At 63.3% G+C, this 23,332-nt stretch carries 23 protein-coding genes, 1 tRNA gene and 1 pseudogene; 12 read left to right on the top strand and 13 right to left on the bottom strand.

What is annotated here, in order from left to right:
• Positions 1 to 43: 43 nt before the first annotated feature.
• The 4 genes from NKJ08_RS09785 to NKJ08_RS09770 all read right to left on the bottom strand — a co-directional run bounded on the left by NKJ08_RS09785 (position 44) and on the right by NKJ08_RS09770 (position 5,078).
• Entirely contained in the window at positions 44 to 433 is a 390-nt protein-coding gene (locus NKJ08_RS09785; RefSeq protein WP_352526364.1) for a DUF4870 family protein, read from the bottom strand.
• Positions 430 to 1,686, bottom strand: a complete 1,257-nt coding sequence (locus tag NKJ08_RS09780) for an FAD-binding protein (RefSeq protein ID WP_352526362.1) — start codon at positions 1,684 to 1,686, stop codon at positions 430 to 432. Before NKJ08_RS09780 ends, NKJ08_RS09785 begins: the two co-directional genes overlap by 4 nt.
• A gap of 240 nt (positions 1,687 to 1,926) precedes the next feature.
• Positions 1,927 to 3,423 (bottom strand): FAD-linked oxidase C-terminal domain-containing protein, encoded by a 1,497-nt coding sequence (locus tag NKJ08_RS09775; RefSeq protein ID WP_352526360.1) that lies wholly within the window; start codon positions 3,421 to 3,423, stop codon positions 1,927 to 1,929.
• Between the two features lie 371 nt (positions 3,424 to 3,794).
• The gene (locus NKJ08_RS09770) at positions 3,795 to 5,078 is read right to left on the bottom strand and encodes a DUF3422 family protein (protein WP_352526419.1); all 1,284 of its coding nucleotides are present in this window, start codon (positions 5,076 to 5,078) and stop codon (positions 3,795 to 3,797) included.
• A gap of 266 nt (positions 5,079 to 5,344) precedes the next feature.
• Here NKJ08_RS09770 and NKJ08_RS09765 point away from each other — a divergent pair, with 266 nt between their 5' ends.
• The 3 genes from NKJ08_RS09765 to NKJ08_RS09755 are packed head-to-tail and all read left to right on the top strand — an operon-like array spanning position 5,345 to position 8,147.
• Positions 5,345 to 6,148 (top strand): FadR/GntR family transcriptional regulator, encoded by an 804-nt coding sequence (locus NKJ08_RS09765; RefSeq protein ID WP_352526358.1) that lies wholly within the window; start codon positions 5,345 to 5,347, stop codon positions 6,146 to 6,148.
• A 53-nt stretch (positions 6,149 to 6,201) separates the two neighbouring features.
• Positions 6,202 to 7,338: an alpha-hydroxy acid oxidase gene (locus NKJ08_RS09760; RefSeq protein ID WP_352526356.1), complete on the top strand. Its 1,137-nt coding sequence runs from the start codon at positions 6,202 to 6,204 to the stop codon at positions 7,336 to 7,338.
• A 38-nt stretch (positions 7,339 to 7,376) separates the two neighbouring features.
• Positions 7,377 to 8,147 carry a metallophosphoesterase family protein gene (locus tag NKJ08_RS09755; RefSeq protein WP_352526417.1) on the top strand — a complete coding sequence of 257 codons (771 nt, stop codon included), beginning with the start codon at positions 7,377 to 7,379 and terminating at the stop codon, positions 8,145 to 8,147.
• A gap of 210 nt (positions 8,148 to 8,357) precedes the next feature.
• Here NKJ08_RS09755 and NKJ08_RS09750 read toward each other — a convergent pair whose 3' ends face one another.
• Positions 8,358 to 8,489, bottom strand: a complete 132-nt coding sequence (locus NKJ08_RS09750) for a hypothetical protein (protein WP_280952144.1) — start codon at positions 8,487 to 8,489, stop codon at positions 8,358 to 8,360.
• A 296-nt stretch (positions 8,490 to 8,785) separates the two neighbouring features.
• A complete protein-coding gene (locus NKJ08_RS09745) occupies positions 8,786 to 9,484 on the bottom strand; it encodes a type 1 glutamine amidotransferase (protein ID WP_352526355.1) in 699 nt (232 codons plus the stop codon).
• Positions 9,485 to 9,575: 91 nt separating this feature from the next.
• Between NKJ08_RS09745 and NKJ08_RS09740 the strand changes: the two genes are divergently transcribed.
• The 5 genes from NKJ08_RS09740 to NKJ08_RS09720 all read left to right on the top strand — a co-directional run bounded on the left by NKJ08_RS09740 (position 9,576) and on the right by NKJ08_RS09720 (position 14,046).
• Positions 9,576 to 10,223, top strand: a complete 648-nt coding sequence (locus NKJ08_RS09740) for a hypothetical protein (RefSeq protein ID WP_352526353.1) — start codon at positions 9,576 to 9,578, stop codon at positions 10,221 to 10,223.
• A gap of 31 nt (positions 10,224 to 10,254) precedes the next feature.
• Positions 10,255 to 10,989, top strand: coding sequence for a 16S rRNA (uracil(1498)-N(3))-methyltransferase (locus NKJ08_RS09735; RefSeq protein WP_352781686.1), 735 nt, complete (start codon positions 10,255 to 10,257; stop codon positions 10,987 to 10,989).
• A 204-nt stretch (positions 10,990 to 11,193) separates the two neighbouring features.
• Entirely contained in the window at positions 11,194 to 12,567 is a 1,374-nt protein-coding gene (locus NKJ08_RS09730) for a glutamate--cysteine ligase (RefSeq protein ID WP_352526352.1), read from the top strand.
• 102 nt (positions 12,568 to 12,669) lie between these two features.
• Positions 12,670 to 13,560, top strand: coding sequence for a DUF937 domain-containing protein (locus NKJ08_RS09725; RefSeq protein WP_352526351.1), 891 nt, complete (start codon positions 12,670 to 12,672; stop codon positions 13,558 to 13,560).
• Between the two features lie 261 nt (positions 13,561 to 13,821).
• A complete protein-coding gene (locus tag NKJ08_RS09720) occupies positions 13,822 to 14,046 on the top strand; it encodes a type II toxin-antitoxin system HicB family antitoxin (RefSeq protein ID WP_352526349.1) in 225 nt (74 codons plus the stop codon).
• A gap of 145 nt (positions 14,047 to 14,191) precedes the next feature.
• On the opposite strand, the gene NKJ08_RS09715 is transcribed toward NKJ08_RS09720, so the two are convergent.
• Positions 14,192 to 14,482 (bottom strand): DUF1127 domain-containing protein, encoded by a 291-nt coding sequence (locus NKJ08_RS09715; protein WP_352526347.1) that lies wholly within the window; start codon positions 14,480 to 14,482, stop codon positions 14,192 to 14,194.
• 178 nt (positions 14,483 to 14,660) lie between these two features.
• Between NKJ08_RS09715 and NKJ08_RS09710 the strand changes: the two genes are divergently transcribed.
• The 3 genes from NKJ08_RS09710 to NKJ08_RS09700 all read left to right on the top strand — a co-directional run bounded on the left by NKJ08_RS09710 (position 14,661) and on the right by NKJ08_RS09700 (position 18,416).
• Complete coding sequence (locus NKJ08_RS09710) at positions 14,661 to 15,617, top strand: LysR substrate-binding domain-containing protein (RefSeq protein WP_352526346.1); 957 nt, start codon at positions 14,661 to 14,663, stop codon at positions 15,615 to 15,617.
• Positions 15,618 to 15,691: 74 nt separating this feature from the next.
• Positions 15,692 to 17,257 carry an exodeoxyribonuclease VII large subunit gene (gene xseA / locus NKJ08_RS09705; protein ID WP_352526345.1) on the top strand — a complete coding sequence of 522 codons (1,566 nt, stop codon included), beginning with the start codon at positions 15,692 to 15,694 and terminating at the stop codon, positions 17,255 to 17,257.
• 31 nt (positions 17,258 to 17,288) lie between these two features.
• Positions 17,289 to 18,416 carry a DmpA family aminopeptidase gene (locus NKJ08_RS09700; RefSeq protein ID WP_352526344.1) on the top strand — a complete coding sequence of 376 codons (1,128 nt, stop codon included), beginning with the start codon at positions 17,289 to 17,291 and terminating at the stop codon, positions 18,414 to 18,416.
• A 61-nt stretch (positions 18,417 to 18,477) separates the two neighbouring features.
• Here NKJ08_RS09700 and NKJ08_RS09695 read toward each other — a convergent pair whose 3' ends face one another.
• The 4 genes and pseudogenes from NKJ08_RS09695 to NKJ08_RS09680 all read right to left on the bottom strand — a co-directional run bounded on the left by NKJ08_RS09695 (position 18,478) and on the right by NKJ08_RS09680 (position 21,240).
• Positions 18,478 to 18,732 carry a DUF768 domain-containing protein gene (locus NKJ08_RS09695; protein ID WP_023719384.1) on the bottom strand — a complete coding sequence of 85 codons (255 nt, stop codon included), beginning with the start codon at positions 18,730 to 18,732 and terminating at the stop codon, positions 18,478 to 18,480.
• 576 nt (positions 18,733 to 19,308) lie between these two features.
• Positions 19,309 to 19,653 carry an Atu4866 domain-containing protein gene (locus NKJ08_RS09690; RefSeq protein WP_352526415.1) on the bottom strand — a complete coding sequence of 115 codons (345 nt, stop codon included), beginning with the start codon at positions 19,651 to 19,653 and terminating at the stop codon, positions 19,309 to 19,311.
• The gene (locus NKJ08_RS09685; protein WP_352526343.1) at positions 19,653 to 20,381 is read right to left on the bottom strand and encodes an SDR family oxidoreductase; all 729 of its coding nucleotides are present in this window, start codon (positions 20,379 to 20,381) and stop codon (positions 19,653 to 19,655) included. Before NKJ08_RS09685 ends, NKJ08_RS09690 begins: the two co-directional genes overlap by 1 nt.
• 108 nt (positions 20,382 to 20,489) lie before the next feature.
• Positions 20,490 to 21,240 (bottom strand): annotated as a pseudogene (locus NKJ08_RS09680) (SDR family NAD(P)-dependent oxidoreductase).
• 135 nt (positions 21,241 to 21,375) lie between these two features.
• On the opposite strand from NKJ08_RS09680, the gene NKJ08_RS09675 reads away from it, so the two are divergent.
• Positions 21,376 to 22,284: a LysR family transcriptional regulator gene (locus tag NKJ08_RS09675; protein ID WP_352777828.1), complete on the top strand. Its 909-nt coding sequence runs from the start codon at positions 21,376 to 21,378 to the stop codon at positions 22,282 to 22,284.
• A gap of 66 nt (positions 22,285 to 22,350) precedes the next feature.
• Here the strand turns inward: NKJ08_RS09675 and NKJ08_RS09670 are convergent.
• Positions 22,351 to 22,427: transfer RNA gene (locus NKJ08_RS09670), tRNA-His, on the bottom strand.
• Positions 22,428 to 22,870: 443 nt separating this feature from the next.
• Positions 22,871 to 23,329, bottom strand: coding sequence for a phasin (locus NKJ08_RS09665; protein ID WP_352526342.1), 459 nt, complete (start codon positions 23,327 to 23,329; stop codon positions 22,871 to 22,873).
• Between the last annotated feature and the right edge of the window lie 3 nt (positions 23,330 to 23,332).

Here is a 23,332-nt window from a genome sequence, read left to right as displayed (position 1 = left end):
TGATCTTCTCCGAAAACCGGTTCCCACTTTTCGGGATCATGCTCTAAAGTCCGAGGAACCAGCTTTCCGGGTTCTTGACCGGCTCGCCGCGCTGCAGCGCCTGCAATCCGAGAATGCAGCGGGCGATGAACCAGACGGCGACGGCGAATATCAGCACGACACCGATGACCACGACCATCAGCAGCGCCGAGATCAGTGCATAGAGCAGGCCGATCCAGAACGTGCGGATCAGGAATGTGTAGTGGCTCTCGACGAACCCGCCGGCCTTGCCGCGGTTGATATAGGCGAGGACGATGCCGGCAATACCGGTGACGCCGATGACAAAACTGGCAAGGTACAAGATGTAGATGACCAGCGCGTTGGTCGGACCGGGCTGCAGCCAGCGGTCGGTCTGGCGCGGTGCATCGTTTTGACCTGGATTGATATCGCTCATTGTGCTCCTCCCTCGATTGTCGGGGCGAGAGTAGCAGAGCCTGCGCCCGGCGCCATACGGCCGGGATTGAGGATATTCTTCGGGTCGAATTCGGCCTTCAGCCGCGCCGACAGTGCTATCAGCGGCGGCGGCTGCGGTTCGAACACCGGCACGGCGGCGCGGTGCGAAGGGGCAGCGCGCACCAGCGTCGCATGGCCGCCGCCATGTTTTTGGATCAGGCCGCGCAACAGGCTGGCCTCGGGATCGTCCTGCTGCATGCGCAGCCAGATCAGCCCGCCCTGCCAATCGTAGAAGGCGTCGACCGCGGCCTGCATGCGCAGCGCCAGCACCATTTGGTGAGCCTGCGACGGCGCCATCGAGACGCGCCACACCGGCCTTTCGCTGCCGTCGGCGAACGGCGCGCAATCGCGGACATCGCGCCAGACCGAATACGAGACCGAACCCGAAATCTCTTGCAGTGGACCGGCGTTTTTCAGCAGGTCTTTCAGCGCGGCGATGCGGTAGGCGACCGACGGGCCGAACCCCTCGATGCGCAGCAGCGTCGCCGCATCGCTGCCGAGACTGCCGCCGGCGACCCTAGCTGCGACTCGTTCGGGAAGATGGGCGGCGCTCGACACTTCCGCGCTCGAGCCGAGCGCCAGTGCCATGGCGGCGGTGGCACGATCGTCGAGCAGGCCACGGATGGCGAGCGTGACTTCGGTCTCGGCTGAGGGCAGCACCTTGAAGGTGACGTCGGTAAAGACCGCCAGCGTGCCCCAGCTGTTGGCCATCAGCTTGGACAGATCATAGCCGGTGACGTTCTTGACCACACGGCCGCCGGACTTGAAGGCCTCGCCGCGCCCGGAGACGGCCGCTATGCCGAGGATATGGTCGCGCGCAGCACCGGCCTTCAACCGGCGCGGGCCGGAAAGGTTCGCGGCCAGCACGCCGCCAATCGTGCCTTTTCCCGGCTTTCCGCCGAGCAGCGGGCCATAGTCCATGGGCTCGAAAGCCAGTTGCTGGCCGCTTTCGGCAAGCAGGCTTTCGATCTCGGCCAGCGGCGTGCCGGCTTTTGCCGACAGCACCAGCTCGGCCGGCTCGTAGAGCGTGATGCCGGACAGGGTCGACAGGTCGAGCGTATGTTCGCTCTGCGGCGGACGGCCAATACCGCGCTTCGAGCCGTGACCGAGGATTTCGAGCAGCGATTCTTCGGCGGCTGCCCAGGCGACGGTGGAGAGAGTTTCCGCGGCGGTGGAGGGGGTGAAATTGGTCATGAGGAGAAAGCGCCAGCCCCAAATGCAGATATGCCGTGATCCTTCGCGCCCCTCTCTGTCCTGCCGGGCATCTCCCCCGCAAGGGGGGAGATTGGCAGTTTCGCGGCCGGCCTTCGTTCGGCAACGTTAGCGATTGGCGAAAGCGGCGATGAGGGCCAATCTCCCCCTAAGTGGGGGAGATGTCCGGCAGGACAGAGAGGGGTGCGAAGGAATGCCGACATTGAGAAGCGAAGCATCACCTCAAAACCTCGGAATGTCCGGGAACGCCACCTGCCCGCGATGCACGTGCATTCTCCCGAGCTCGGCGCATCGCCTCAGCTGCGGAAACACCTTGCCCGGGTTGAGCAGATGGTTGGGGTCGAAAGCGCATTTGACCCGCATCTGCTGGTCGAGGTCGATCTGGTTGAACATTTCCGGCATCAGGTCGCGCTTCTCGACACCGACTCCGTGCTCGCCGGTCAGCACGCCGCCGACCTTGACGCAGAGCCGCAATATGTCGGCGCCGAAACTCTCCGCCTTGTCGAGCTCGCCCGGCACATTGGCGTCATACAGGATCAGCGGATGCAGATTGCCGTCACCGGCGTGAAAGACGTTGGCGACGCCGAGACCGTATTTCTCCGACAACTCGCGCATGCCGGCGAGCACGCGTGGCAGTTCCTTGCGCGGGATGGTGCCGTCCATGCAGTAATAGTCGGGCGAGATGCGGCCGACCGCGGGGAAGGCTGCCTTGCGGCCGGCCCAGAAGCTCAGCCGTTCCTGCTCCGATTGCGAGATGCGGCATGTGGTCGAGCCGTTCCTATAGGCGATGGCTTCGACAAGGCCGATCAGATGGTCGACCTCAACACCCGGCCCGTCGAGTTCGACGATCAGCAGCGCCTCGACATCCAAGGGATAGCCGGCCTGGACGAAATCCTCGGCGGCGTGGATGGCCGGACGGTCCATCATCTCCATGCCGCCCGGGATGATGCCGGCGCCGATGATGTCGGCGACGCATTGGCCGGCCTGCTCGCTGGTCGGGAAGCCGATCAGCAGCGCCCGCGCCGTCTCCGGCTTCTTCAAAATGCGCACGGTGACCTCGGTGACGACGCCGAGCAGCCCTTCGGAGCCCGTCATTACGCCGAGCAGGTCGTAGCCTTCCGCGTCGAGATGGCTGCCGCCGAGGCGCACCACCTCGCCATTCATCAGCACCATCTCGATGCCGAGCACATTATTGGCGGTTAGACCGTATTTCAGGCAGTGCACGCCGCCGGAATTTTCCGCGACATTGCCGCCGATCGAGCAGGCGATCTGGGAGGATGGATCGGGGGCGTAATAAAAGCCCTCCTGCTCGACGGCGGTGGTGATGCCGAGATTGGTGACGCCCGGCTGAGCGACGACGATGCGGTTCTGAAAATCGATCTCGAGGATGCGATTGAAGCGGCTCATGACCAGCAGCACCGCGTCTTCGAGCGGCAGCGCGCCGCCGGACAGCGAAGTGCCGGAACCGCGCGGCACAACGCGGATGTTGCGGTCGTTGCAGTATTTCAGCACGCGCGAGACCTGCGCCACGGTTTGCGGCAGCACCACGACCAGCGGCAATTGCCGGTAGGCGGTGAGCCCATCGCTCTCGAAGGCACGCATGGTATTGGCCGCGTCGACGACGCCCTCACCCGGCACGATGATGCGCATATCGGCGACGATCTCGTCGCGCCGGCGCAGCGTGGCGTCGTCTGGTTTCGGCATGGCAAGGCCGGACATCGACAGCCTCCTTCGATCGACTGGTAAAAATCTTTTACCAGCGACAGCTGCCCGTTGCAAATCCCGCTTTGGCCGGAACGAACGGCCTATAGCCGGACAGCCTTCCGCAGCGGCAATCTGCCGCTGCATATCTACCCTCCCCCTTGTGGGGAGGGTCGCGAACGAAGTGAGCGGGGTGGGGGATGGCGCGAGGATAGCGCTGACTTTCTCCCCCCTCGAGGGGGAGATGGCCGCGAAGCGGCCAGAGGGGGTCGTCTCACGTAAATCGCCGATATCGTGTCCCGCCGCGAAACGAGGTTGGCGCTCCATGCGGGACAACCCCCTCTGTCGCCTTCGGCGACATCTCCCCCTCAAGGGGGGAGATTACCTGCCTACTCGCCCGGCTGCTTGCCGGGTTCGGAGTGCATGCGGCGCACACGACGCACGCCCCACCAGACGAGCAGGACGGCGAGCGGCACCGAGGCGGCGGTGACCACTTCCGGCGCAAAAGCATGGCCGAAGATCGAGGCGCCCTTGGCGACGTAGCCGATGAGGCCGACGACATAATAGGAGACGGCGGCGACGGAGAGACCTTCGACCGTCTGCTGCAGGCGCAATTGCAGGCGGGCGCGATTGTTCATCGATGCCAGCAGATCGCGGTTCTGCTTCTCAACCTCGACGTCGACCCAGGTGCGCAGCAACGTGGTGGCGCGGGTGAGCTTGCGCGACAGATTGGCCTGGCGCTCCTCGACCGAACGGCAGGTGCGCATAGCCGGGGCGACGCGCCGCTGCAAAAAGCCGCCCCAGGTGTCGTAGCCGGGCACGGCTTCCTCATCGAGCGCCTCCAGCCGCTCGCCGACGATGCCGTCATAGGCGCGGCTGGCGCCGAAGCGGTAGAGGCTGGAGGCGGCGTCAGCCTCCAGTTCGGCGGCAAGTTCGGTCAGGTCAGCGAGCAAGGTCTGGCTGTCGCGGGTTTCGGCGACCTTCATTTCCAGCGTGGTCTGGGCCAGCCTGTCCTCGATGCGGCGGGCGCGTCCCGAAAGTGTCAGCGCCAGCGGCAGCCCAAGCATGGCCAGCGTGCGGTAGGTCTCGATATCGATCAGCCGTTGCGACAGAGCGCCGGTGCGCGCCGGCGTCAGGCCGCGGTCGAGCACCAGAATGCGGGTCAAGCCGTCACCATCCTGGCGGAAATCGGTGACGATTGCGGCGTTGCCGCGCTCGACCAGCGAATAGCACAGGCTGGTCGGGTCGAAGCCGGCGATCAGCCTCTCGTTGGCCGGCGTCCATTTGCGAATTTCAAGCCTGATGCCGGAAATCACCGTTCCCGGTGGCGAAAACCCGTTGCCAAAGGGTGTGTCTTCTTGCCCCCTGCCGTTTTCGGCAAGCGGTCCTTCCCAGAGATAGGTCGAGAACTCGGTGTGCCGTTCCCAGCGCAGCGAGCCCTTGCCCCATTTCATCGCGTGATGGCGGGCATGACGGTCGGGCGCGGCGATGCCGAGACGCTGTGACAGTTCGGAAAGCACGGCCAGATCGACGCCCGAGCCGCCTTCGGTCATGAAGGAAAGCTGCACCAGCACGCGCGGCTTTTCGACCAGCGGGTGCGGCCGGGCGTGAACCTCGCCGAGCGCGCCGGGCCTTCCTTCATGCGCCGGAAAGCCCATGACGCTGCCGCCCATGACGCCGGCTTTGGCGCGTAGCTGGAATTCGAGGTTGGACGGGTCGGCGTCTGGCACGGCTGGTTCCCCGGGCTTCTCTGAGCCCTTTGGCAATGATGTCCCTCTAGAGGCAATCGCCAGGGGACGCAAACGCCCAATTTAGCTGAAGATGATATGGCGCCGCGGCTTCGAAACCGACCCGATCAGGCGAATTGGATAAATAATTTGACCAGTTGGCGACGCTGGCTTTATCTTGCGCACCATCGGTTCAACCCCAGGCAGCCCGTTTGAGCGACATATTCTCCCGGATCGAGCATTCGCGCACGGCCGACGAGGTGGTGCAGCAGATCGAGAGCCTGATCCTCGAAGGCGTCCTGCGCACCGGCGACCGGCTGCCGGGCGAGCGCGAGCTGGCGCGCCAGTTCGAGGTGTCGCGGCCGATCCTGCGCGATGCCTTGAAGGCGTTGGAAGGGCGCGGGCTTTTGACGACACGGCCCGGCGGCGGCACCCATGTCGCCGACGTCATCGGCCAGCTGTTCACCAAGCCGGTGACAGACCTGATCTCGATGCATCGCAAGGCGGTGACCGACTATCTGGAGTACCGCCGCGAGATCGAGGCGGTGGCGGCCGAATATGCGGCGCGGCGCGCCACATCAGACGATCTGGCGCTGCTCGACCGCATCATGGCGCGGATGGACGAGGCGCACCGGACCGGCAATTTCGACGACGAGGCGGAAATCGACGTCGAGTTCCATCACGCGATCTGCGAATGCGCGCACAACATCATCCTGCTGCATACGCTGCGCTCCTGCTATCGGCTGCTGTCGGAAGGCGTGTTCCAGAACCGGCGGCTGGTGTTCAACGTGCCGGGCGCGCGCGAGGCGCTGCTTTCGCAGCACCGGGCCATCTACACGGCGGTCAAGGCCGGCGATCCGGCCGCGGCGCGGCAGGCGGCGATGGATCACATCTCCTATGTCGAACGGTCGATGGCCGAGGCCGAGCGCAGCGGCGACTGGCAGCGCGTGTCGCGGCTGAGGCTCAGGCAGCGCTCCGAGCCCGGTGACGGTGAGGCGGCAAGAAAACAGCCGTAGGCTCCGGCCAGAAAATTCAGCGACGAACCCGCGAAGAACCAGTGGAAAAATCCATGAGCAGCATTCTCACCATCGCCGACCTCAAGGCCCTGGCGCGCCGCCGCGTGCCAAAGATGTTCTTCGACTATGCCGATTCCGGCGCGTGGACCGAAAGCACGTACCGGGCCAACGAAGAGGATTTCCAGAAGATCAAGTTCCGCCAGCGGGTGCTTGTCGACATGGACAACCGCTCGCTGGAATCGACCATGATCGGCGAGAAGGTGGCGATGCCGGTGGCGCTGGCGCCGACCGGCATGACCGGCATGCAGCATCCGAATGGCGAGATGCTGGCTGCGCAGGCGGCGGAGGAATTCGGCGTACCGTTCACGCTGTCGACGATGAGCATCTGCTCGATCGAGGATGTCGCTTCGGTGACCAAGAAGCCGTTCTGGTTCCAGCTTTATGTGCTGCGCGACAAGGATTTCGTGTTCGATTTGATCGACCGCGCAAAAGCGGCGAAATGTTCGGCGCTGGTGCTGACGCTCGACCTGCAGATCCTCGGCCAGCGCCACAAGGATATCCGCAACGGGCTTTCGGCGCCGCCGCGAATGACGCCAAAGCACATCTGGCAGATGGCGACCAGGCCGGGCTGGTGCGTCGGCATGGCCGGCACCAAGCGCCGGACGTTCCGCAACATCGTCGGCCACGCCAAGGGCGTCGGTGACCTCGCCTCGCTGTCGTCGTGGACGAGGGAGCAGTTCGATCCGCATCTGTCGTGGAAGGACGTCGCCTGGATCAAGGAGCGCTGGGGCGGCAAGCTGATCCTGAAAGGCATTCTCGACAAGGAAGATGCGCTGATGGCGGCCAGGACCGGCGCCGACGCGATCATCGTTTCCAACCATGGCGGGCGCCAGCTCGACGGCGCCTCGTCGTCGATCATGGCGCTCGAAGAGATCGCCGACGCCGTCGGCGATACGATCGAGGTGCATATGGACGGCGGCATCCGCTCCGGCCAGGACGTGCTGAAGGCACTTTGCCTCGGCGCCAAGGGCACCTATATCGGCCGGCCTTTCCTGTACGGCCTCGGCGCACTCGGCAAGGAAGGGGTTACCAAGGCGTTAGAAATCATCCGCAAGGAGATGGACATAACGCTGGCACTGTGCGGAAAGCGTCTGGTCACCGACATGGGCAAGGATCAGCTTCGGCGCTAAAGTCCCGTGACGGCATGATCACGGAGGCGACGCAGGCATTGACGGAGCCCGGCATCAATTTTTTCGGCGCACGCGGACCGGAAGGCATGCGTCTTTACGCGATCGGCGATGTGCATGGCCGGCTCGACCTACTGGCGGCCTTGCACCACCGCATCGAGGCTGAGCTCGGTCAGAAGCCGCCGGCCGATTGGCGCGTCATTCATCTCGGCGATTACGTCGACCGCGGCCCGAACTCCAAGGGTGTCATCGACTTTCTGATCGACGCCCAAAAACGCGATCCGCGTCACCTGATGCTGGCCGGGAACCATGACATCGGCTTCCTCGATTTTCTCGATGTCCCCGACCCGGACGGACTGTTCATGCGCTATGGTGGCATCCAGACGGCGCAATCCTACGGGGTGGCCCTCGGTGGGGGCAGCGCCTGGTTTGGCCGAGCCGATGCGGCATTGCGGCAAGGTCACGCCGCGCTGGTCGAGGCCGTGCCGCAGGACCATGTCGAGTTCCTGCGGTCGCTGCCCTTTTCAGTGACATTCGGCGACTTCTTCTTCTGTCATGCCGGCATCCGGCCCGGCATTGCGCTGGAAAGCCAGAGTCCGCAGGACCTGATCTGGATTCGCGACGTCTTCCACGATCACACCGGCCTCCATCCGAAGATCGTGGTGCACGGTCATACGCCGGTGCCCAAGGCCGAGATCACCGGTAACCGCGTCAATGTCGACACGCTCGCCTGGCAGTCGGGAAACCTCACCGCGCTCGTCGTCGACGGTGCGGAAAAACGCATCCTGACGGTCACGGGTGAGAGGGCTTAGGGCATTTTTTGCACAGTGGTTTTGACAGGTCTGGGCGATCGGCAGCGACCGCCGACGGTTCCTGTCAGCCGCCAAAATCTCGGTGGTGGCGGACTGCAAATCTTCGAGATTGCCGAAGCATCCCTTCCTTCGTCATCAACTCTGAGCGATTAGGGCATCGCGAAGCCTTGCGTTGAGGGTGACGAAGGCGTGGGATTATGTGCAGAGGGTCTAACGAAGCGCGGCAGTGACGCCGTAGCCGTCGACGGCATTGTGGTTGTTGGCTGCGTCGGCGGAATAAATGCCGAGGCCGCACAACACGATAGCCGACAACATGGCAAAGGACAAAAAGGCTGCTTTCACGGACGTCATCTCTTGTTGAGCTTTCTGCATCTATGCACGAGCGGGTTACCAATGCGTTGAAACGCAAAATACGTCGCAAATCTCTGACGGTTTCGCGCTTCTAGGCATGTTCTGTATCGGCGGTGTGTCGCGCGGGTCACAGGAAAGGTTCATCGCGGTTGCACCGAAGATGCAGAGCGGGCGCCTTTTAGGATGGCGGACGGACACAGGCCAAGGATGAAACGCGTTTTCCCCGGCGGATTTGCCGCCGCGTGCCAAATATGCAACGTCGCCAAATACGTCGACTGTATGAGCCGTCAGATCGTCGCCACCCAGGCGCGGGCGATGGCGAGGCCGGCGGCATCGGCTTGCGGTCCGTTGCGGGCCATTTCATCGTCGAGCCGGCTGCTCCATTCAGGATGCCGCTCGGCGATCAGCGGTGCAAAGGCTGTGCTCCAGTCGCGAACCATCGGCCGGTCGGCCTCGAAATGGAACTGGAAGCCATAGACGGCGCGGCCGATGCGGAACGCCTGGTTCTCGGCGACGGCGTTGCCGGCCAGCCGCACGGCAGTCCCAGGCAAGACAAAGGTGTCGTCGTGCCACTCGAAGATCGGGAATTTTTCGGGCAAGGCGGCGAGCACCGGATCGGCCTGCGCCGCCGCGGTGAGCGCCACCTCGTGCCAGCCGAACTCCGAGGCGCCGCCTATCTGGTTTTCGCCGCCAAAAGCGCGCGCGACCAATTGGCTGCCAAGGCAGATGCCGAGCACCGGGCGATCCCTGTCGGCAAAATCGCGCGTCAGGTCGAGCAGGCCCGGAAAATAAGGACAGAGCTCGTCGTCCAGCGCATTCTGGGCGCCGCCGAGCACCACCATGGCGTCATGCTCGCCGCCATCTTGCGGCAGCGCGTCGCCGCGATAGGGCCGGCGCAGGTCGATATCGGCGCCCGCCTCGACAAGTGCCGCGCCGATCTGGCCAAGGCCCTCATTGTCGAAGTTCTGGACGACCAAGACCCGCATCGAAACCTGCTGACATGAAATTGATGCAGCGAGCGATATCATGACGCCAGCATTGCAGCCAAGCCAGTATTGCAGCCAGGAAGGAACGCCTATGCCGCTGCAGAACCGGGTCGATCCGTTCGGCGCCATCCATGCCGTGCCGGAGCGCGGCCTGTTCATGGGCAATCGCGGCATCATCCATGACCCCGAGACGAGAACGCTGTTGAAGAATCGCTGGGCGCTGCAAGCCTGGATCATCTGCGTCTGCGAGTTCCGCGACGTGCGGCGCGAGCCGATGGGCCGCAACCGGGCTGGCGGCAAGGCCGGCTGGACCGAGCTGTTTTTCCTCGACGAGGTGACGGCGCTGGCGGCCGGGCATCGGCCCTGCTTCTTCTGCCGGCGCGAGCGAGCCAGGGATTTTGTCCAGCGCTTCGGCGAAGCCTTCGGCATTGCCGAGCCGCGCGCGCCGCAGATCGACAAGCGCCTGCACAAGGAGCGCCTGGCCTCGGGCGGACGGCCGCCGATCATCGCGGCGCAAGACCTCATGGCCCTGGCGGAGGGTTCCATGGTTGCGGACGGCAGCGATGCCTATGCGATGCGCGGCGGCAAAGCGCTGCACTGGTCGTTCGCGGGTTATGGCGAACCGGTAGCGTTCGATAGCTTTGCCGGCCGCCCACTCCGCCTGCTCACGCCGGCGACAACTGTTTCCGTGCTGAAGCGTGGCTACAGACCTGTCTGGCACGTCAGCGCGGAGGCTTGACGCCGGGGACAGCCTCGCCCATTCCTCGGCGATGCGCGCCAATTACAAGATGCAGCGGCTGTTCGTGCCGGATGGGCTTGGACCGGACATCGAGTTCGACGTCGGCCCGCAGCTGAGCCATTATCTCTCGCATGTGCTGCGGCTCGGCGAAGGTGCCGAGGTTCTGGTGTTCAACGGCCGCGACGGCGAGTGGTCGGCGACAATCGCGGCAAAATCGAAGAAAGCTGTACGCCTGAAGGTGCTGGCATTGCAGCGGCCGCAGCCACCGCTGCCCGATCTCGTCTATTGCTTCGCGCCACTGAAGCAGGGGCGGCTCGACTACCTCGTGCAAAAGGCGGTGGAAATGGGCGCCGGCATCCTGCAGCCGGTCATCACCCAGCATACGCAAGTGGCAAGGCCCGGCATCGAGCGCCTGCGCGCCAATGTCGTCGAGGCGGCCGAGCAATGCGGCATATTGGCGGTGCCGGAGGTGCGCGAAGCGGAAAAAATCGAACGCCTGCTCAGCAACTGGGACCGAGAGCGGCGGCTGATCTTCTGCGACGAGGACGCATCGACCAACAATCCCCTGCCGGCATTGCAGGCGGTGCGGGAGAAGAAGCTCGGGCTGCTGGTCGGGCCGGAGGGCGGCTTTTCCGACGAGGAACGCAAGATGCTGAGAGTGCTGCCCTTCGTTACCGCGATTCCGCTCGGGCCGCGCATCCTGCGGGCGGATACGGCGGCGGTGGCGGCACTGGCGCTGATCCAGGCGACAATCGGCGATTGGTGATCAATTCCAGTTACCCGCTGGCTCAGGATTTTTCGCTTGATCGGCTACTGACATTTCGTCCATCTAGCGCCGGCGGTCGTCCGACCGCTCTACAGCGCCGCGCGTCCTTTCGGGCGCGCAAAGGACGCTGTAGCATTTTGATTGGGCACATGATCCTTTCCGAAAATCGAAGCCGATTTTCGGGGTCATGTGCGGAGGGCTATCATGGCGCGCGATACAACCGATTTCCGGCCGGTCGAAAGCGTCGACGAACTCGTCGAGCACCTGGCCGAAGGCAACAAGCCGCGCGACAAGTGGCGGATCGGCACCGAGCACGAGAAATTTCCGTTCTACATCGACGGCAATGCGCCGGTGCCCTATGGCGGCGAACGCGGCATACGCGCCATCCTCGAAGGCATGCAGGACAAACTCGGCTGGGACCCGATCATGGATGCCGGCCGCATCATCGGCTTGGTCGAGCCGACCGGCCAGGGCGCGATCTCGCTGGAACCCGGCGGCCAGTTCGAACTGTCCGGCGCGCCGCTCGAGACGATCCACCAGACCTGCCGCGAAGGCAATGCGCATCTGGCGCAGGTACGCGAGATCGCCGAACCGATGGGCATTCGTTTTCTCGGCCTTGGCGGCAGCCCGAAATGGTCGCTGGCCGAGACGCCGAAAATGCCGAAATCACGCTACGAGATCATGACCCGCTACATGCCCAAGGTCGGCACCAAAGGCCTCGACATGATGTACCGGACCTGCACGATCCAGGTGAACCTCGACTTCGAGAGCGAGGCCGACATGCGCCGCAAGATGCAGGTGTCGCTGAAGCTGCAACCGCTGTCGACGGCGCTGTTCGCCAACTCGCCCTTCACCGAAAGCCGGCCGAACGGATTGCAGAGCTGGCGCGGCGAGATCTGGCGCGACACCGACAACCAGCGCTCCGGCCTGCTCGAGTTCTGTTTCTCGCCCGATTTCGGCTTTGCCGATTATGTCGAATGGGCGCTCGACGTGCCGATGTATTTCGTCATCCGCGACGGCCAGTACCATGACATGACGCACGTCACCTTCCGCCAGTTCATGGCGGGCGCTGCCCGCAACGAATTGCCGGACGGGCTGCCGACGATGGGCGACTGGGCGAACCATCTGTCTACGCTGTTCCCCGACGTGCGATTGAAACGCTTTCTCGAAATGCGCGGCGCCGATGGCGGGCCGTGGCGGCGCATTTGCGCGCTGCCGGCCTTCTGGGTCGGGCTGCTCTATGACGCGGCAGCGCTCGACGCGGCCGAGGCGCTGACTTCGAGCTGGAGCTATGACGAGGTGCTGGCGATGCGCAACGCGGTGCCGGAACAGGGCATTTCGGCGCCCTTCCGCAACACGACATTGCGCGAGATCGCCCGCGACGTGCTCGTCATCTCGCGCATGGGACTGAAGAACCGTGGCCGCAAGAACCGCGACGGCTATGACGAGACCTCGTTCCTCAACACGCTGGACGAGGTCGTCGCGCGCGGCACGACAAGCGCCGAAGAGATGCTCTCCGCCTACCACACGCGCTGGGGCGGTTCGATCGAGCCGGTGTTCATGGAATACGCGTATTAACGCTTCGCTATCCGCATGGTTCATGGTCCGGCAAATTCGCTTCAATCAGTGATGGAAACGAACTAGGCTTCTCCTGCGAGGATTTTCCCGGAGGAGAAAACAATGCCTTCCTTGTTCGATATTCTGGCGCAGGCTCAGAACGGCACCGGCATGCAGGCGCTGGCCCAGCAGTTCGGGCTTTCGCAGCAGCAGACGCAATCGGCGGTCGCGGCGCTGCTGCCGGCCTTTTCACAGGGGCTGAAGCGCAATACGGCGGACCCTTATGGGCTCGGCGCCTTCATGACGGCGATGGCCAGCGGCCAGCACGCCAAATATTTCGAGGATGCAAGCCGGGCCTTCTCGCCGCAGGGTCTCGATGAAGGCAACGGCATTCTGGGGCATTTGTTCGGCTCGAAGGATTTGTCACGCGCCGTCGCCAGCCAGGCCGCGCGGGCGAGCGGCGTCAGCCAGCAGGTCCTGCAGCAGATGCTGCCGGCAATCGCCTCGATGATGATGGGCGGATTGTTCAAGCAGACCACCAACCAGCTAGGCGGGCAGATGCATGCGGCAGGCGGCGGCGGCAATCCGCTCGGCGAGCTCATCGAGCAGATGATGCGGCAGGCGGGCGGCGGCGGCCAGGCGCCGGCACCACAGCCTGCAGGTCCAGCGGACAATCCACTCGGCAAGGTGCTGCAGGATATGTTCGGCGGCGGGCAGCAGCCGCAAAGCCAGCCGCAGCAGACACAGAACCCTTATGGTGACAATCCGCTCGGCAAAGTGCTGCAGGATATGTTCGGCGGCGCACAACAGCCGCAGTCTCAGCCGCAGCCTCGCCAGGCGCCGCGGCAACCCCAGGCGCCGCAGCCGCAGACCAATCCGAGCGGCAGGCCGAGAAATCCGTTCGACGACCTGTTCGGCAAGATGTTCGAGACGGGCGCCCAGCAACGCGACGACTACCAGAAGGGCATGGAGTCGATCTTCGACCAGTTCAAACAGGGAATGGGCCGGCGATAGCGCCACAAGCTGCGAGTCGACGTCCTGTGGGCAAGAGACTGGAACAGATGCGCCGCAACCCTCGCGGTGATTGGTCAATAGCTGATGTAAGGGCAGTTTGTGACGATGCAGGCGTTCAATGCGTGCCGCCACGATCCGGTGGGTCGCATTACAAAGTCTATCATTCGGCAATGGCCGAGATTCTGACAGTGCCTTTTAAACGCCCCATCAAACCCGTATATATTCGAAAACTCGTGGCTTTCATCGACGAGGTAAAGAGACATGGCGGACAGACTTGAATATGCGGTCGTCATCGCACCGCTTTCCGCAGAAGACGGGGGCGGATTTTCGGCCTCGGTCCCCGACCTGCCAGGCTGCATCACCGATGGTGAAACTCCTGAAGAAGCTATCGCTAATGTCCAAGACGCCATATCGTCCTGGATAGAAGCTGCGCACGAACTTGGCAGATCGATACCAAGGCCATCACAAAAGTCGGCCGTCGCCTGATTTCCCAAAAAGAAAGCCCGGTCCTTGCAAGGACCGGGCAGCGCGCAGGCGGCCGGGGGGATCCGGCAGGGAGTGGGGAGCCTGCGTAACTTGATGGCGTCGTGCCTCGAAAAGGTTCAATGCGACCGGATCGCAACTTGTGCGATCAGGCCACCTTGCGGGCAAGATCCTCGATCGTTTCGGCGCGCTCGACTGCGATGACGCGAAGCCTCTCGGTCGGATCGCGGCCAAAGGGCACACCGATAGCGACGTGCAGGTCGGCGCGGGTCAGGCCGATGTCGGCGAGCTCGGCATCTGACATTTCGCCGAGGCGATAAAAGGCGCGGCGGTTTTTCCAGGCGCGGTAAATATTGGCAGCCGCATTGGCCACGCGCGTCGCAACGGCCGGACGCGAGGTGATGCGCGAGGTCTCGGTGGCGAAATCAAACGTAGCCATGTCGGTCTCCTTTAGACTCGAACGGACAAAACCGGTCGATCGGGCGCTGGCGACAGCGGCCGTTCCGGCTTCGATTCACATGCCTTCATGTAGACAATGCGAATTTGCCATGGCGCGATTGATTAATCCAACGAATGTTTCTAATCTTTAGCATCAACATCAATGATGGATTGGACCGATGAAAGCGCCACTCGATCTCGATCAGTTGCAGACCTTCATCTCGATTGTCGACACCGGCAGCTTTACCCGCGCGGCGGAAGCGGTGCATCGCACCCAGTCGGCGGTGTCGATGCAGATGCGCCGGCTGGAAGAGCGGATCGGCAAGCCGCTGTTCGAAAAGGACGGCCGCACCAACAGGCTGACCGAGGAGGGCGACCGGCTGCTCTCCTACGCAAGGCGGCTGCTCTATCTCAACAAGGAAACACTGGCCGCATTCGACGACCGCCGGCTCGAAGGCACCATCCGCATCGGCACCCCGGACGACTATGCCGATCGCTTCCTGCCCGAGATCATGGCGCGGTTTGCCCGTTCCAACCCGCATGTCGAACTGACCGTCATCTGTGAGCCGACGCCGGGACTGGTCGAACACATCAAGCGCGGCAATCTCGACCTGGCGCTGGTGACGCACAATGACGCGCGCGGCCAGTCGGAAGTGGTGCGGCGCGAACCGCTGCTGTGGGTTACCTCGGCCAACCATGCGACGCATGAGCAGACGATCTTGCCGATGGCCTTCGGCCGGCCGAACTGCATCTGGCGGCGGGCCGCCGCCGACGTGCTCGACCAGCAGAACCGCGACTACCGCATCCTGTTCACCAGCTTCTCGGCCACCGTCATCGCCGCCGCGGTGCTTTCCGGCCTGGCGATCTCGGTGCTGCCGGAATGCGCGCTGCGGCCCGGTATGCGGGTGCTGGGCGAGGCCGACGGTTTCGGTGCCCTGCCCGATTGCCGCATCGGCATCATGCGCGGCCAGACCTCGCAGCCGGAGATCGTCGACGCGCTCGCCCGTCATATTTCGGAAAGCCTGGACAATATTTCCGTGCCGCTCGGGGAAGAGACCGGCACGTTCGACTTCGCAACACTCGCCTTCGCGAAGATGAAGCGGACCAAGCCGAGCCAGATCCTGCCGGGCTGGTGAAGGATCGCGCAATTGGGGCGGACATCGAACACGGCCGCCTTGACGCCGGCCAACAACAGTCCCCCAATCGGCCGATGAGCGACGCAGCATCCGAATCACGCACCAACGCCACCGAATATACGGTGAGCGAGATTTCCGGCGCGCTTAAGCGCACGGTCGAGGACGTCTTCGGCAATGTACGGGTGCGCGGCGAGATTTCCGGCTATCGCGGACCGCATTCCTCCGGCCATGCCTATTTCTGCCTGAAGGACGATCGCGCGCGGCTCGATGCCGTGGTGTGGAAGACCACGATGAGCCGGCTGAAATTCCGTCCCGAGGAAGGCATGGAGGTGATCGCCACCGGCAGGCTCACCACCTATCCCGGAAAGTCCAACTACCAGATCGTTATCGACAATCTCGAACCGGCCGGTGCCGGTGCGCTGATGGCGCTGCTGGAAGAGCGCAAGCGCCGGCTGCAGGCCGAAGGGCTGTTCGACGCGGCCCGCAAGCGCCTGCTGCCTTTCATGCCGCGCGTCATCGGCGTGGTCACCTCGCCGACAGGCGCCGTCATTCGCGACATCATCCACCGCATCAAGGACCGGTTTCCGCTGCACGTACTCGTCTGGCCGGTGCGGGTGCAGGGCGAGACGGCGGGTGCGGAGGTGACCGCTGCCGTCAACGGCTTCAACGCACTGCCGTGGGACGGCGCCATCCCGCGGCCCGACCTGTTGATCGTGGCGCGCGGCGGCGGCAGCCTGGAGGACCTCTGGGGGTTCAACGACGAAGCGCTCGCCCGGGCCGTCGCGGCTTCGGGCATTCCAGTGATTTCGGCGGTCGGCCACGAGACCGACTGGACGCTGATCGATCTGGCGGCGGATGTGCGGGCGCCGACGCCGACAGGCGCTGCCGAAATCGCCGTACCGGTCAAAGTCGACCTCGAAGCGACGCTTGCCGGCCTTGGCGCACGGCTGAAGACCGCGGTGTCGCGCAATTTCGAACGCAAGCGGCAGGCAGCACGCGCGGCCGCCCGTGCGCTGCCCTCGCCCGACCAGTTGCTGGCGCTGCCGCGGCGGCGCTTCGACGAGGCGACGAGCCGGCTCGGCCGGGCGCTGTCGGTCAGCGTCGAGCGCAAGCGGGCCAGGCTTCTGGGGCAGCGGCTGACGCCGGCCACCTTGTCGCGGCGGATGAACGAAGCCCGCACGCTGACCCGCCGCGACCTCGCCCGTGCGCAAGCGGCGTTCTTTGCCATCGTGCGCGAGCGGCGAGCGCGGTTTTCGCGCACCGCCACCAGACTGTCACCGGCGCCGATCGCAAGACGGCAGAAACTGCAAGGCGATGCCCTGCTGGCCCTGACGCGACGGCAGGACCACGCGATTTCGAGACGGCTGGACCGTCTGCGTGGAAGACTGACGCAGGCCGACCGGCTGCTGGCGACGCTGTCGCATAAGGCCGTGCTGGCGCGAGGCTTCGCGCTGGTCAAGGATGCGGACGGCGCGGTGGTCAAGCATGCGGCGGAAGTCGCGTCGGGAATGGCACTTTCGCTGGAGTTCGCCGACGGCACCGCGGATGCCGTCGCCATCAGTGGCACGGCGCGGCCGAAGACGGTTGCCAAGTCCGCGGCCAAGCTCAAGGCGCCGGGCGGCCAAGGTTCGCTTTTCTAAGGACGACCAAGGCTTGCTTTCTGAGGACGAAATGACCGACCCGCATCTTGCGACGCCCTCGGGCAAACTGCGTGCACGCGCCTTCGCGATCCCGTTCGAAGGCACGCCAGGGCCTTTAAACGCCATCACCGATGTGCCTGGCGTGACAGTCGGCTATACGACGCTGATCTCGGGGGACGGGCCGCTCGTTGTCGGCAAAGGTCCGGTGCGCACCGGCGTGACCGCGATCCTGCCACGGCCCAGAGGCGAGTTGGCCGTCCCGGCGTTCGCCGGCGTGTTCAGCGCCAATGGCAATGGCGAACTGACCGGCTCGCATCTGATAGAGGAACTCGGAGCGTTCAATCTTCCCATCACCATCACCAACACGCATTCCTGCGGCGTCAGCCGCGACGCAACGCTGCGCTGGATACAGAAGGTGCTGCCGCAATCGCTCGACAGCGCCTGGGCGCTGCCGGTGGCGGGCGAGACTTATGACGGCTTCCTCAACGACATCAACGGCCATCATGTAAGCTTCGAGCACGTGTTTTCGGCGCTCGAGACGGCTGAAAGCGGGCCGATCGAAGAGGGCAGCGTCGGCGGCGGCACCGGCATGATCACCTTCGGCTTCAAGGCGGGATCGGGGACATCCTCGCGCAGCGTCGACTGGAACGGAGAGCGTGTCACGATCGGCTGCTTCGTCCAGTCGAATTTCGGTGCAAGGCGGAACCTCGTCATCCGTGGCGTCAGGACCGAAGCGGAACTCGCCGAACCGGCGGTCCGGGACAACACGCCGCGAGCGGAAAAGAGCTCGATCATCGCGATCGTCGCCACCGATGCGCCATTCATGCCGCATCAGTTGAAAAGACTGGCAAAACGCGTGCCGCTCGGCGTGGCGCTGACCGGCGGCTATGGATACAATACGTCCGGCGATATCTTTCTGGCCTTCAGCACGGCCAATCCCGACGCGGCGCGCGGCGCGGCGGGCAAATTGGTCAGCGCCGGCTACATACCGGATGCCGACATCAACCCGTTCTTCGACGCCGTCGTTCAGAGCGTGGAGGAAGCAATCCTCAACGCGCTGGTCGCCAATGAAGACATGACCGGGCGCGACGGCAATTTCGTGCCGGCATTGCCGACAGAGTGGCTCACGGAGAGATTTGGCAAGGCTGCGCGGCGATAGACCGCGCAACTGCATCAGACAGCCAATGGTCGCCCGGCCGGTTTTGCCGGGGGGCGGTCCGTCAGCCGGCAGGCTTGTTGGAATTCTGCTCGTCCTGGTCGGCCTCGGCCGCCTCTTCGAGCCTCGAAGCAATGAGCTCCTGAATGTCGCCGACCTCTTCCTGGATATCCTCCAGGGGTATGCCGGCTTCGGCAGCCTTGGCCGCACATTCCCTGGCGAGGGTCTCGGCCTGCTTCTCGATTCTGGCTGGCGAGGGCTGGCAATGGACTTTTTCGCCAATCCACCCGCGCAAGAACTCGATCGCGTGTTCACTCATACTGCTGTTCCCTAGCGGCTATGCCGGTTGGTAATCATAAACGTCGGCATCTTGGAAAAGATGCGTGCTGCCATTCGAGCCGAGTCGGCTTCGCCCGGCAAGCCGAACTTGTCCGAGGTCCACAGAGCTGAAGGGAATGGAGGGTTCAAGGAGCACGTTCTGGTTCTTGAGGACTGATTCTCTCGACGAAACTCGTTCGACCCGCGCTATTGTTTCTATTTGCTTTTTTTTGGTTTTCAAGCCGTTTTGGATCACAATAGATGTCGCAATGACTAGCACATTTACCGCGCTCTCGCCGGCACCACGTAAGAGGCGAGCCGTCAAAGCCGCCGCTATATAGTGACAACCCTTTGCAATGTCGACTCCGCTCGCGATCCTGCTTCTTTCCGCCGCGCTTGCCGGGAGATATGTGGTGCGGCGAGCCTTGCAGTGCAAACTGCTGAGCGCCTCATGCAAGGCGTGCAATAGCTTCCTGGCAAGTGGGGCGGTGTCCGAGGAAAAGAGCGGCGGCACTTCGATCAAATACCGCGCAACCGTAACGGTGGAACCCTGAAGTGCTTGTCTCAGGGTGGCTCTCTACCGCTGGCGATAAAGGATCATCCCGCCATGATAGAGAACGCCTTCGACGAACTCACCATCTGCGGTGAAGCCCGTATCGTCCCAGTATTCTATGTGGTTGCCCTCTACTTGATAGCGTCCCCGGTAGGCGCTCTCGCGGTCACCGCGCGCTTCGTCATAACGGCCGTTCGGCAGGAGTTCGTGCCGGACATGGCGATCCTCGGTGATCCACATTCCGACGTAGGGATGATCTTGGTGCGTCATCGGTTCCTCTGCAAGAATTGGAGTTAACAACAGGGCCAGCCCTACTGGCGCAGCAGCGATTGCAACACAAGCGAGCACTGCGGCCAAACGGGGCCGCATCAATGCGCCGCCTTCGTCGGACGCACGACGATCTCGTTGACGTCGACATCGTCGGGTTGTTCGATTGCGTAGCGCACAGCTCGGGCGATGGCGTCGGGTTGCAGGGCAATTGCCCGCCACGTTTTCATGGCAGTGGCGGCGGCTTGGTCGGTGATCGTGTTCGCCAGCTCGCTTTCAACCACGCCAGGATGAATGCAGGTTACGCGGATATCGTCACACTCCTGGCGGAGCCCATCGGAAATCGCGCGGACAGCGTATTTCGTTGCACAATAGACGGCAGCCGTGGGCGAGACGGCCAGTGCTCCGATGGAGCCGATATTGATGATGTGGCCAGAGCCGCGTGCCGTCATCTCGGGCAGGACCGCCGCGATGCCATACAGAACACCTTTGATGTTGACGTCCACCATCAGCTCCCATTCGCCAACCTTCATCGCGGCCATGGCCGACAGCGGCATGACGCCCGCATTGTTGATCATGACATCGACCCGGCCCCATTCGGCCCGGGCGGCATCGGCGAACGCTGCGACATCTGCCCTCTTGGTGACATCGAGCGCTCGCACACGAACCGTTCCACCAGCCGCCTCGATCTCGGCCGCGAGAGCTTCAAGGCGGTCGGTACGCCGCGCGCCGAGGATCAGCTTTGCACCTGCCGCGCCAAGTTCGCGGGCGATGCCAGCACCGATGCCGCTGGAGGCACCGGTGATCAGAACAACTTTGTCCATGGTCATGAAAATGATCCTTTCGGTTCCAGAAATCCTGTGAGTATTTTCACGATGTGAAGGGTAGGCGTGCGATTAAGATCCTGCAGCGCGCCGGTCTGATGGTAGGGTTGCGTTTCATTGGGCGGTGTAGCCGCCGTCGACCAGAAGCAGGGTCCCGGTAATGAAGCTGGACGCCGGCGAGGCAAGAAAGACGATGCTCTCGGCAACTTCTTCCGGCTGCCCGATCCGGCCGATCGGATGTGCGTTGCCAAAGCTTCGCAGCATCTCCCGCCCATTCTCCACCACACCTTCCATGATGTCGGTTTCGATCACGCCAGGGGCAACGGCGTTGCAGCGAATGCCCATGCGCCCGTATTCGATCGCGATCACCTTGGTCAGCTGTGCGACAGCCGCCTTGGAGGAGGCATAGGCCGCCTGCGTCTCGAAGGCCGCAACCGCCGAAATCGATGAGACATTGACGATCGCGCCGCCGCCACCGGCGGCCATCAATTCCACTGCGGCACGGGCGGTGACGAAGCTGCCGCGCGCATTGATCTGCAGAATGCGGTCATAGTCGTCGACGGAGGTCTCCGTCAGACGTTTGTTGAGCGTACGACCGGCGTTGTTCACGACGATCGAGGCGTCCGAAACGCTTCGCCGCGAACTCGACCGAGCGTCTCGCCAGATCCTCGTCGGCGACATCGCCGACCAGGGTTGCCACATCCTCGGCTTCCAATTCACGTACAGTGTCGCTGAGATCGCTTGCCACGATCCGGGCACCCCGGGCACGCAGCAGCTCCGCGGTGCAGCGACCGATGCCGCGTGCCGCGCCCGTCACGAGGGCGATTTTTCCATCCAGGTTCCAGGAAGAAGGCAGTGATGTCATGGGATCTCCTTTGTCAGCCGGCATCGGTTTGGATCGAGACGATCAAGCCTTCTTGCCGTTGCGACAGAGATAGGAGCATGGCATTGTCGCGATAACCCGCCTATTGTTAACCTCTAAGGTAAGTGTTGCTAACCAATGGACGTCGATCTCAATGCAATTGCCGTCTTTGTCACCGTGGCTGAGGAACGCAATTTTCGCGCTGCGGCAGACCGCCTGGGCGTGACGCGCTCGGCGGTAAGCCAGGGCATCCTTAGGCTTGAACAGCGTCTGGGGATCGCATTGCTGCAGCGCACGACACGCAGCGTAAACCTGACCGAAGCGGGTGAACGACTGCTGGCGAGCGTCGCACCGGCGATCGCCGACGTGAACGCGGCAGTCGAAGCCACTACGGAGTTTCTGGACCACCCGCGCGGCCTGCTGCGGATCGCGGTTTCATCGATCGCAGAGGCGTTCCTGTCAGGACCGTTGCTGGCGTCCTTCACGGAAACGTTTCCCGAGGTGCATCTGGACATTGTGGTCACCGACGAGGAGTTCGATATCGTGGCCGAAGGCTATGATGCCGGGGTGAGACTCGGCGAAGTGATCGAGCAGGACATGATCGCCGTGCCGGTATCGGGCGATCAGCGACAGATGGCCGTCGGCGCGCCGCGCTATCTCAACCGGTTCGGAGCCCCCGCTCATCCGCGTGAGCTTGTGGCCCATCGTTGTATCGGCTGGCGGCCGGCGCCCGGAGTTTCGCCTTATCGCTGGGAGTTTGGCGAGGACGGGCGCGAGTTCGACGTGGCTGTTGCGCCCGAGATCACGACCAACGACATGTGGCTGATGATCCGGCTGGCTGTTGCGGGCGCCGGGATCACGTTTGGCATGGCGGACACATTCCGCCCCTGGATCGACCGCGGCGAGCTTGTGCCAATCCTTGACGGCTACTTCCCGCCGTTTGCGGGCTTCTATCTTTATTTCCCCAGCCGGCGGAATATCGCGCCGAAGCTGCGAGCTCTCGTGGATCACCTGCGCGGCACGCGTCAGGCGCGGAATCGCGGGTGACCGCGACCGGATCGTAAAGACCGCTTTAGCGATATTTTGCCAGTCAGAAATGTAGCTGAAAGCTGATGGTACCGTTGGCTGGGATCGAACCAGCGACCTCCGGATCCACAATCCGGCGCTCTAACCATCTGAGCTACAACGGCACGCTTGCCTGAGCGAGATCCAGACGGAACGTTTATTCTCCGGGACCCGCTCTGTCGTTCGGCGATGCGTCCATACGGGCTATCGGAGCTTAATTCAAGGCTTTTGACGGCGCATGATCCCGAAAATCAGTTTCGATTTTCGGAAAGGATCATGCGCAAATCCAAAGTTCTGCGGCGTCTTTTGCGCATCCAAGAGGGCGCGCGGCGCTGTAGTAAAAGATCGTCTCCCAGCGCAAGCTTTCGCCGGACAAAGAAAAGGCCGGCGGGAGGAGGTGCCGGCCTTTTCCTGTTACGAGCCAGCGGGAGGAGGTGCTGGCTGGTTACCCCGGTGAGCAGAGGGAGGAGGTTCCACTCGCCGGGTATTCGTTTGAACGACTATATCGCACATCTATTTGTCTGACGAAATGCGACCTTTTGATGCATCGTCAAACTGTGTCCAAATATTAGGCGATCTTAATTTCTTTCACGGCCTTTTCGAAGGCGGTCTTGATCGGCTTGGATACGTCCTCGGCCGCCTTGGCAGCAACGGCCTGGAAGTCCTTGGCCTGCTCGACGGTCATTTCGACCTGTTTGCGCAGGAATGCTGTCTGCAGCTCGACGACTTCCGACAGCGACTTGGCGCCGATCAGGGCTTCGAAATGTGAGAAGCCGGCTTCGGCATTGGCGCGCAGAGCGGCAATGGTCTTGAGCGACAGGTCGCTGGACACGGTCTTGGCGGTCTCGTAGGTCGACTCCAGCGCTTTCTGGGTCTCCTCGGCGCCGGTCTTCAGCTTGGCATAGGCCTCTTTCGACTGCTCGACGCCTTTTTCGGCGAAGGCGCGGATCTGGTCGGTGGCCTTGGAAGCGTCGAAGCTCGGGAATTCAACGTTTTCGATCGTGTCGGCAGTCTTGGTCCTGGACATTTT

The sequence above is a fragment of the Mesorhizobium sp. M0244 genome, from assembly GCF_040321795.1.
Lineage (GTDB): Bacteria > Pseudomonadota > Alphaproteobacteria > Rhizobiales > Rhizobiaceae > Mesorhizobium.
This window is presented reverse-complemented; position numbering and strand designations above follow the sequence as displayed.

Coding starts and splice junctions, on each gene's coding strand:
- NKJ08_RS09785 (WP_352526364.1), bottom strand. CDS start 433: ATGAGCGATATCAATCCAGGTCAAAACGATGCACCGCGCCAGACCGAC.
- NKJ08_RS09780 (WP_352526362.1), bottom strand. CDS start 1,686: ATGACCAATTTCACCCCCTCCACCGCCGCGGAAACTCTCTCCACCGTC.
- NKJ08_RS09775 (WP_352526360.1), bottom strand. CDS start 3,423: ATGTCCGGCCTTGCCATGCCGAAACCAGACGACGCCACGCTGCGCCGG.
- NKJ08_RS09770 (WP_352526419.1), bottom strand. CDS start 5,078: ATGGGCGGCAGCGTCATGGGCTTTCCGGCGCATGAAGGAAGGCCCGGC.
- NKJ08_RS09760 (WP_352526356.1), top strand. CDS start 6,202: ATGAGCAGCATTCTCACCATCGCCGACCTCAAGGCCCTGGCGCGCCGC.
- NKJ08_RS09745 (WP_352526355.1), bottom strand. CDS start 9,484: ATGCGGGTCTTGGTCGTCCAGAACTTCGACAATGAGGGCCTTGGCCAG.
- NKJ08_RS09740 (WP_352526353.1), top strand. CDS start 9,576: ATGCCGCTGCAGAACCGGGTCGATCCGTTCGGCGCCATCCATGCCGTG.
- NKJ08_RS09735 (WP_352781686.1), top strand. CDS start 10,255: ATGCGCGCCAATTACAAGATGCAGCGGCTGTTCGTGCCGGATGGGCTT.
- NKJ08_RS09730 (WP_352526352.1), top strand. CDS start 11,194: ATGGCGCGCGATACAACCGATTTCCGGCCGGTCGAAAGCGTCGACGAA.
- NKJ08_RS09725 (WP_352526351.1), top strand. CDS start 12,670: ATGCCTTCCTTGTTCGATATTCTGGCGCAGGCTCAGAACGGCACCGGC.
- NKJ08_RS09720 (WP_352526349.1), top strand. CDS start 13,822: ATGGCGGACAGACTTGAATATGCGGTCGTCATCGCACCGCTTTCCGCA.
- NKJ08_RS09715 (WP_352526347.1), bottom strand. CDS start 14,482: ATGGCTACGTTTGATTTCGCCACCGAGACCTCGCGCATCACCTCGCGT.
- NKJ08_RS09710 (WP_352526346.1), top strand. CDS start 14,661: ATGAAAGCGCCACTCGATCTCGATCAGTTGCAGACCTTCATCTCGATT.
- xseA (WP_352526345.1), top strand. CDS start 15,692: ATGAGCGACGCAGCATCCGAATCACGCACCAACGCCACCGAATATACG.
- NKJ08_RS09700 (WP_352526344.1), top strand. CDS start 17,289: ATGACCGACCCGCATCTTGCGACGCCCTCGGGCAAACTGCGTGCACGC.
- NKJ08_RS09695 (WP_023719384.1), bottom strand. CDS start 18,732: ATGAGTGAACACGCGATCGAGTTCTTGCGCGGGTGGATTGGCGAAAAA.
- NKJ08_RS09690 (WP_352526415.1), bottom strand. CDS start 19,653: ATGCGGCCCCGTTTGGCCGCAGTGCTCGCTTGTGTTGCAATCGCTGCT.
- NKJ08_RS09685 (WP_352526343.1), bottom strand. CDS start 20,381: ATGACCATGGACAAAGTTGTTCTGATCACCGGTGCCTCCAGCGGCATC.
- NKJ08_RS09675 (WP_352777828.1), top strand. CDS start 21,376: ATGGACGTCGATCTCAATGCAATTGCCGTCTTTGTCACCGTGGCTGAG.
- NKJ08_RS09665 (WP_352526342.1), bottom strand. CDS start 23,329: ATGTCCAGGACCAAGACTGCCGACACGATCGAAAACGTTGAATTCCCG.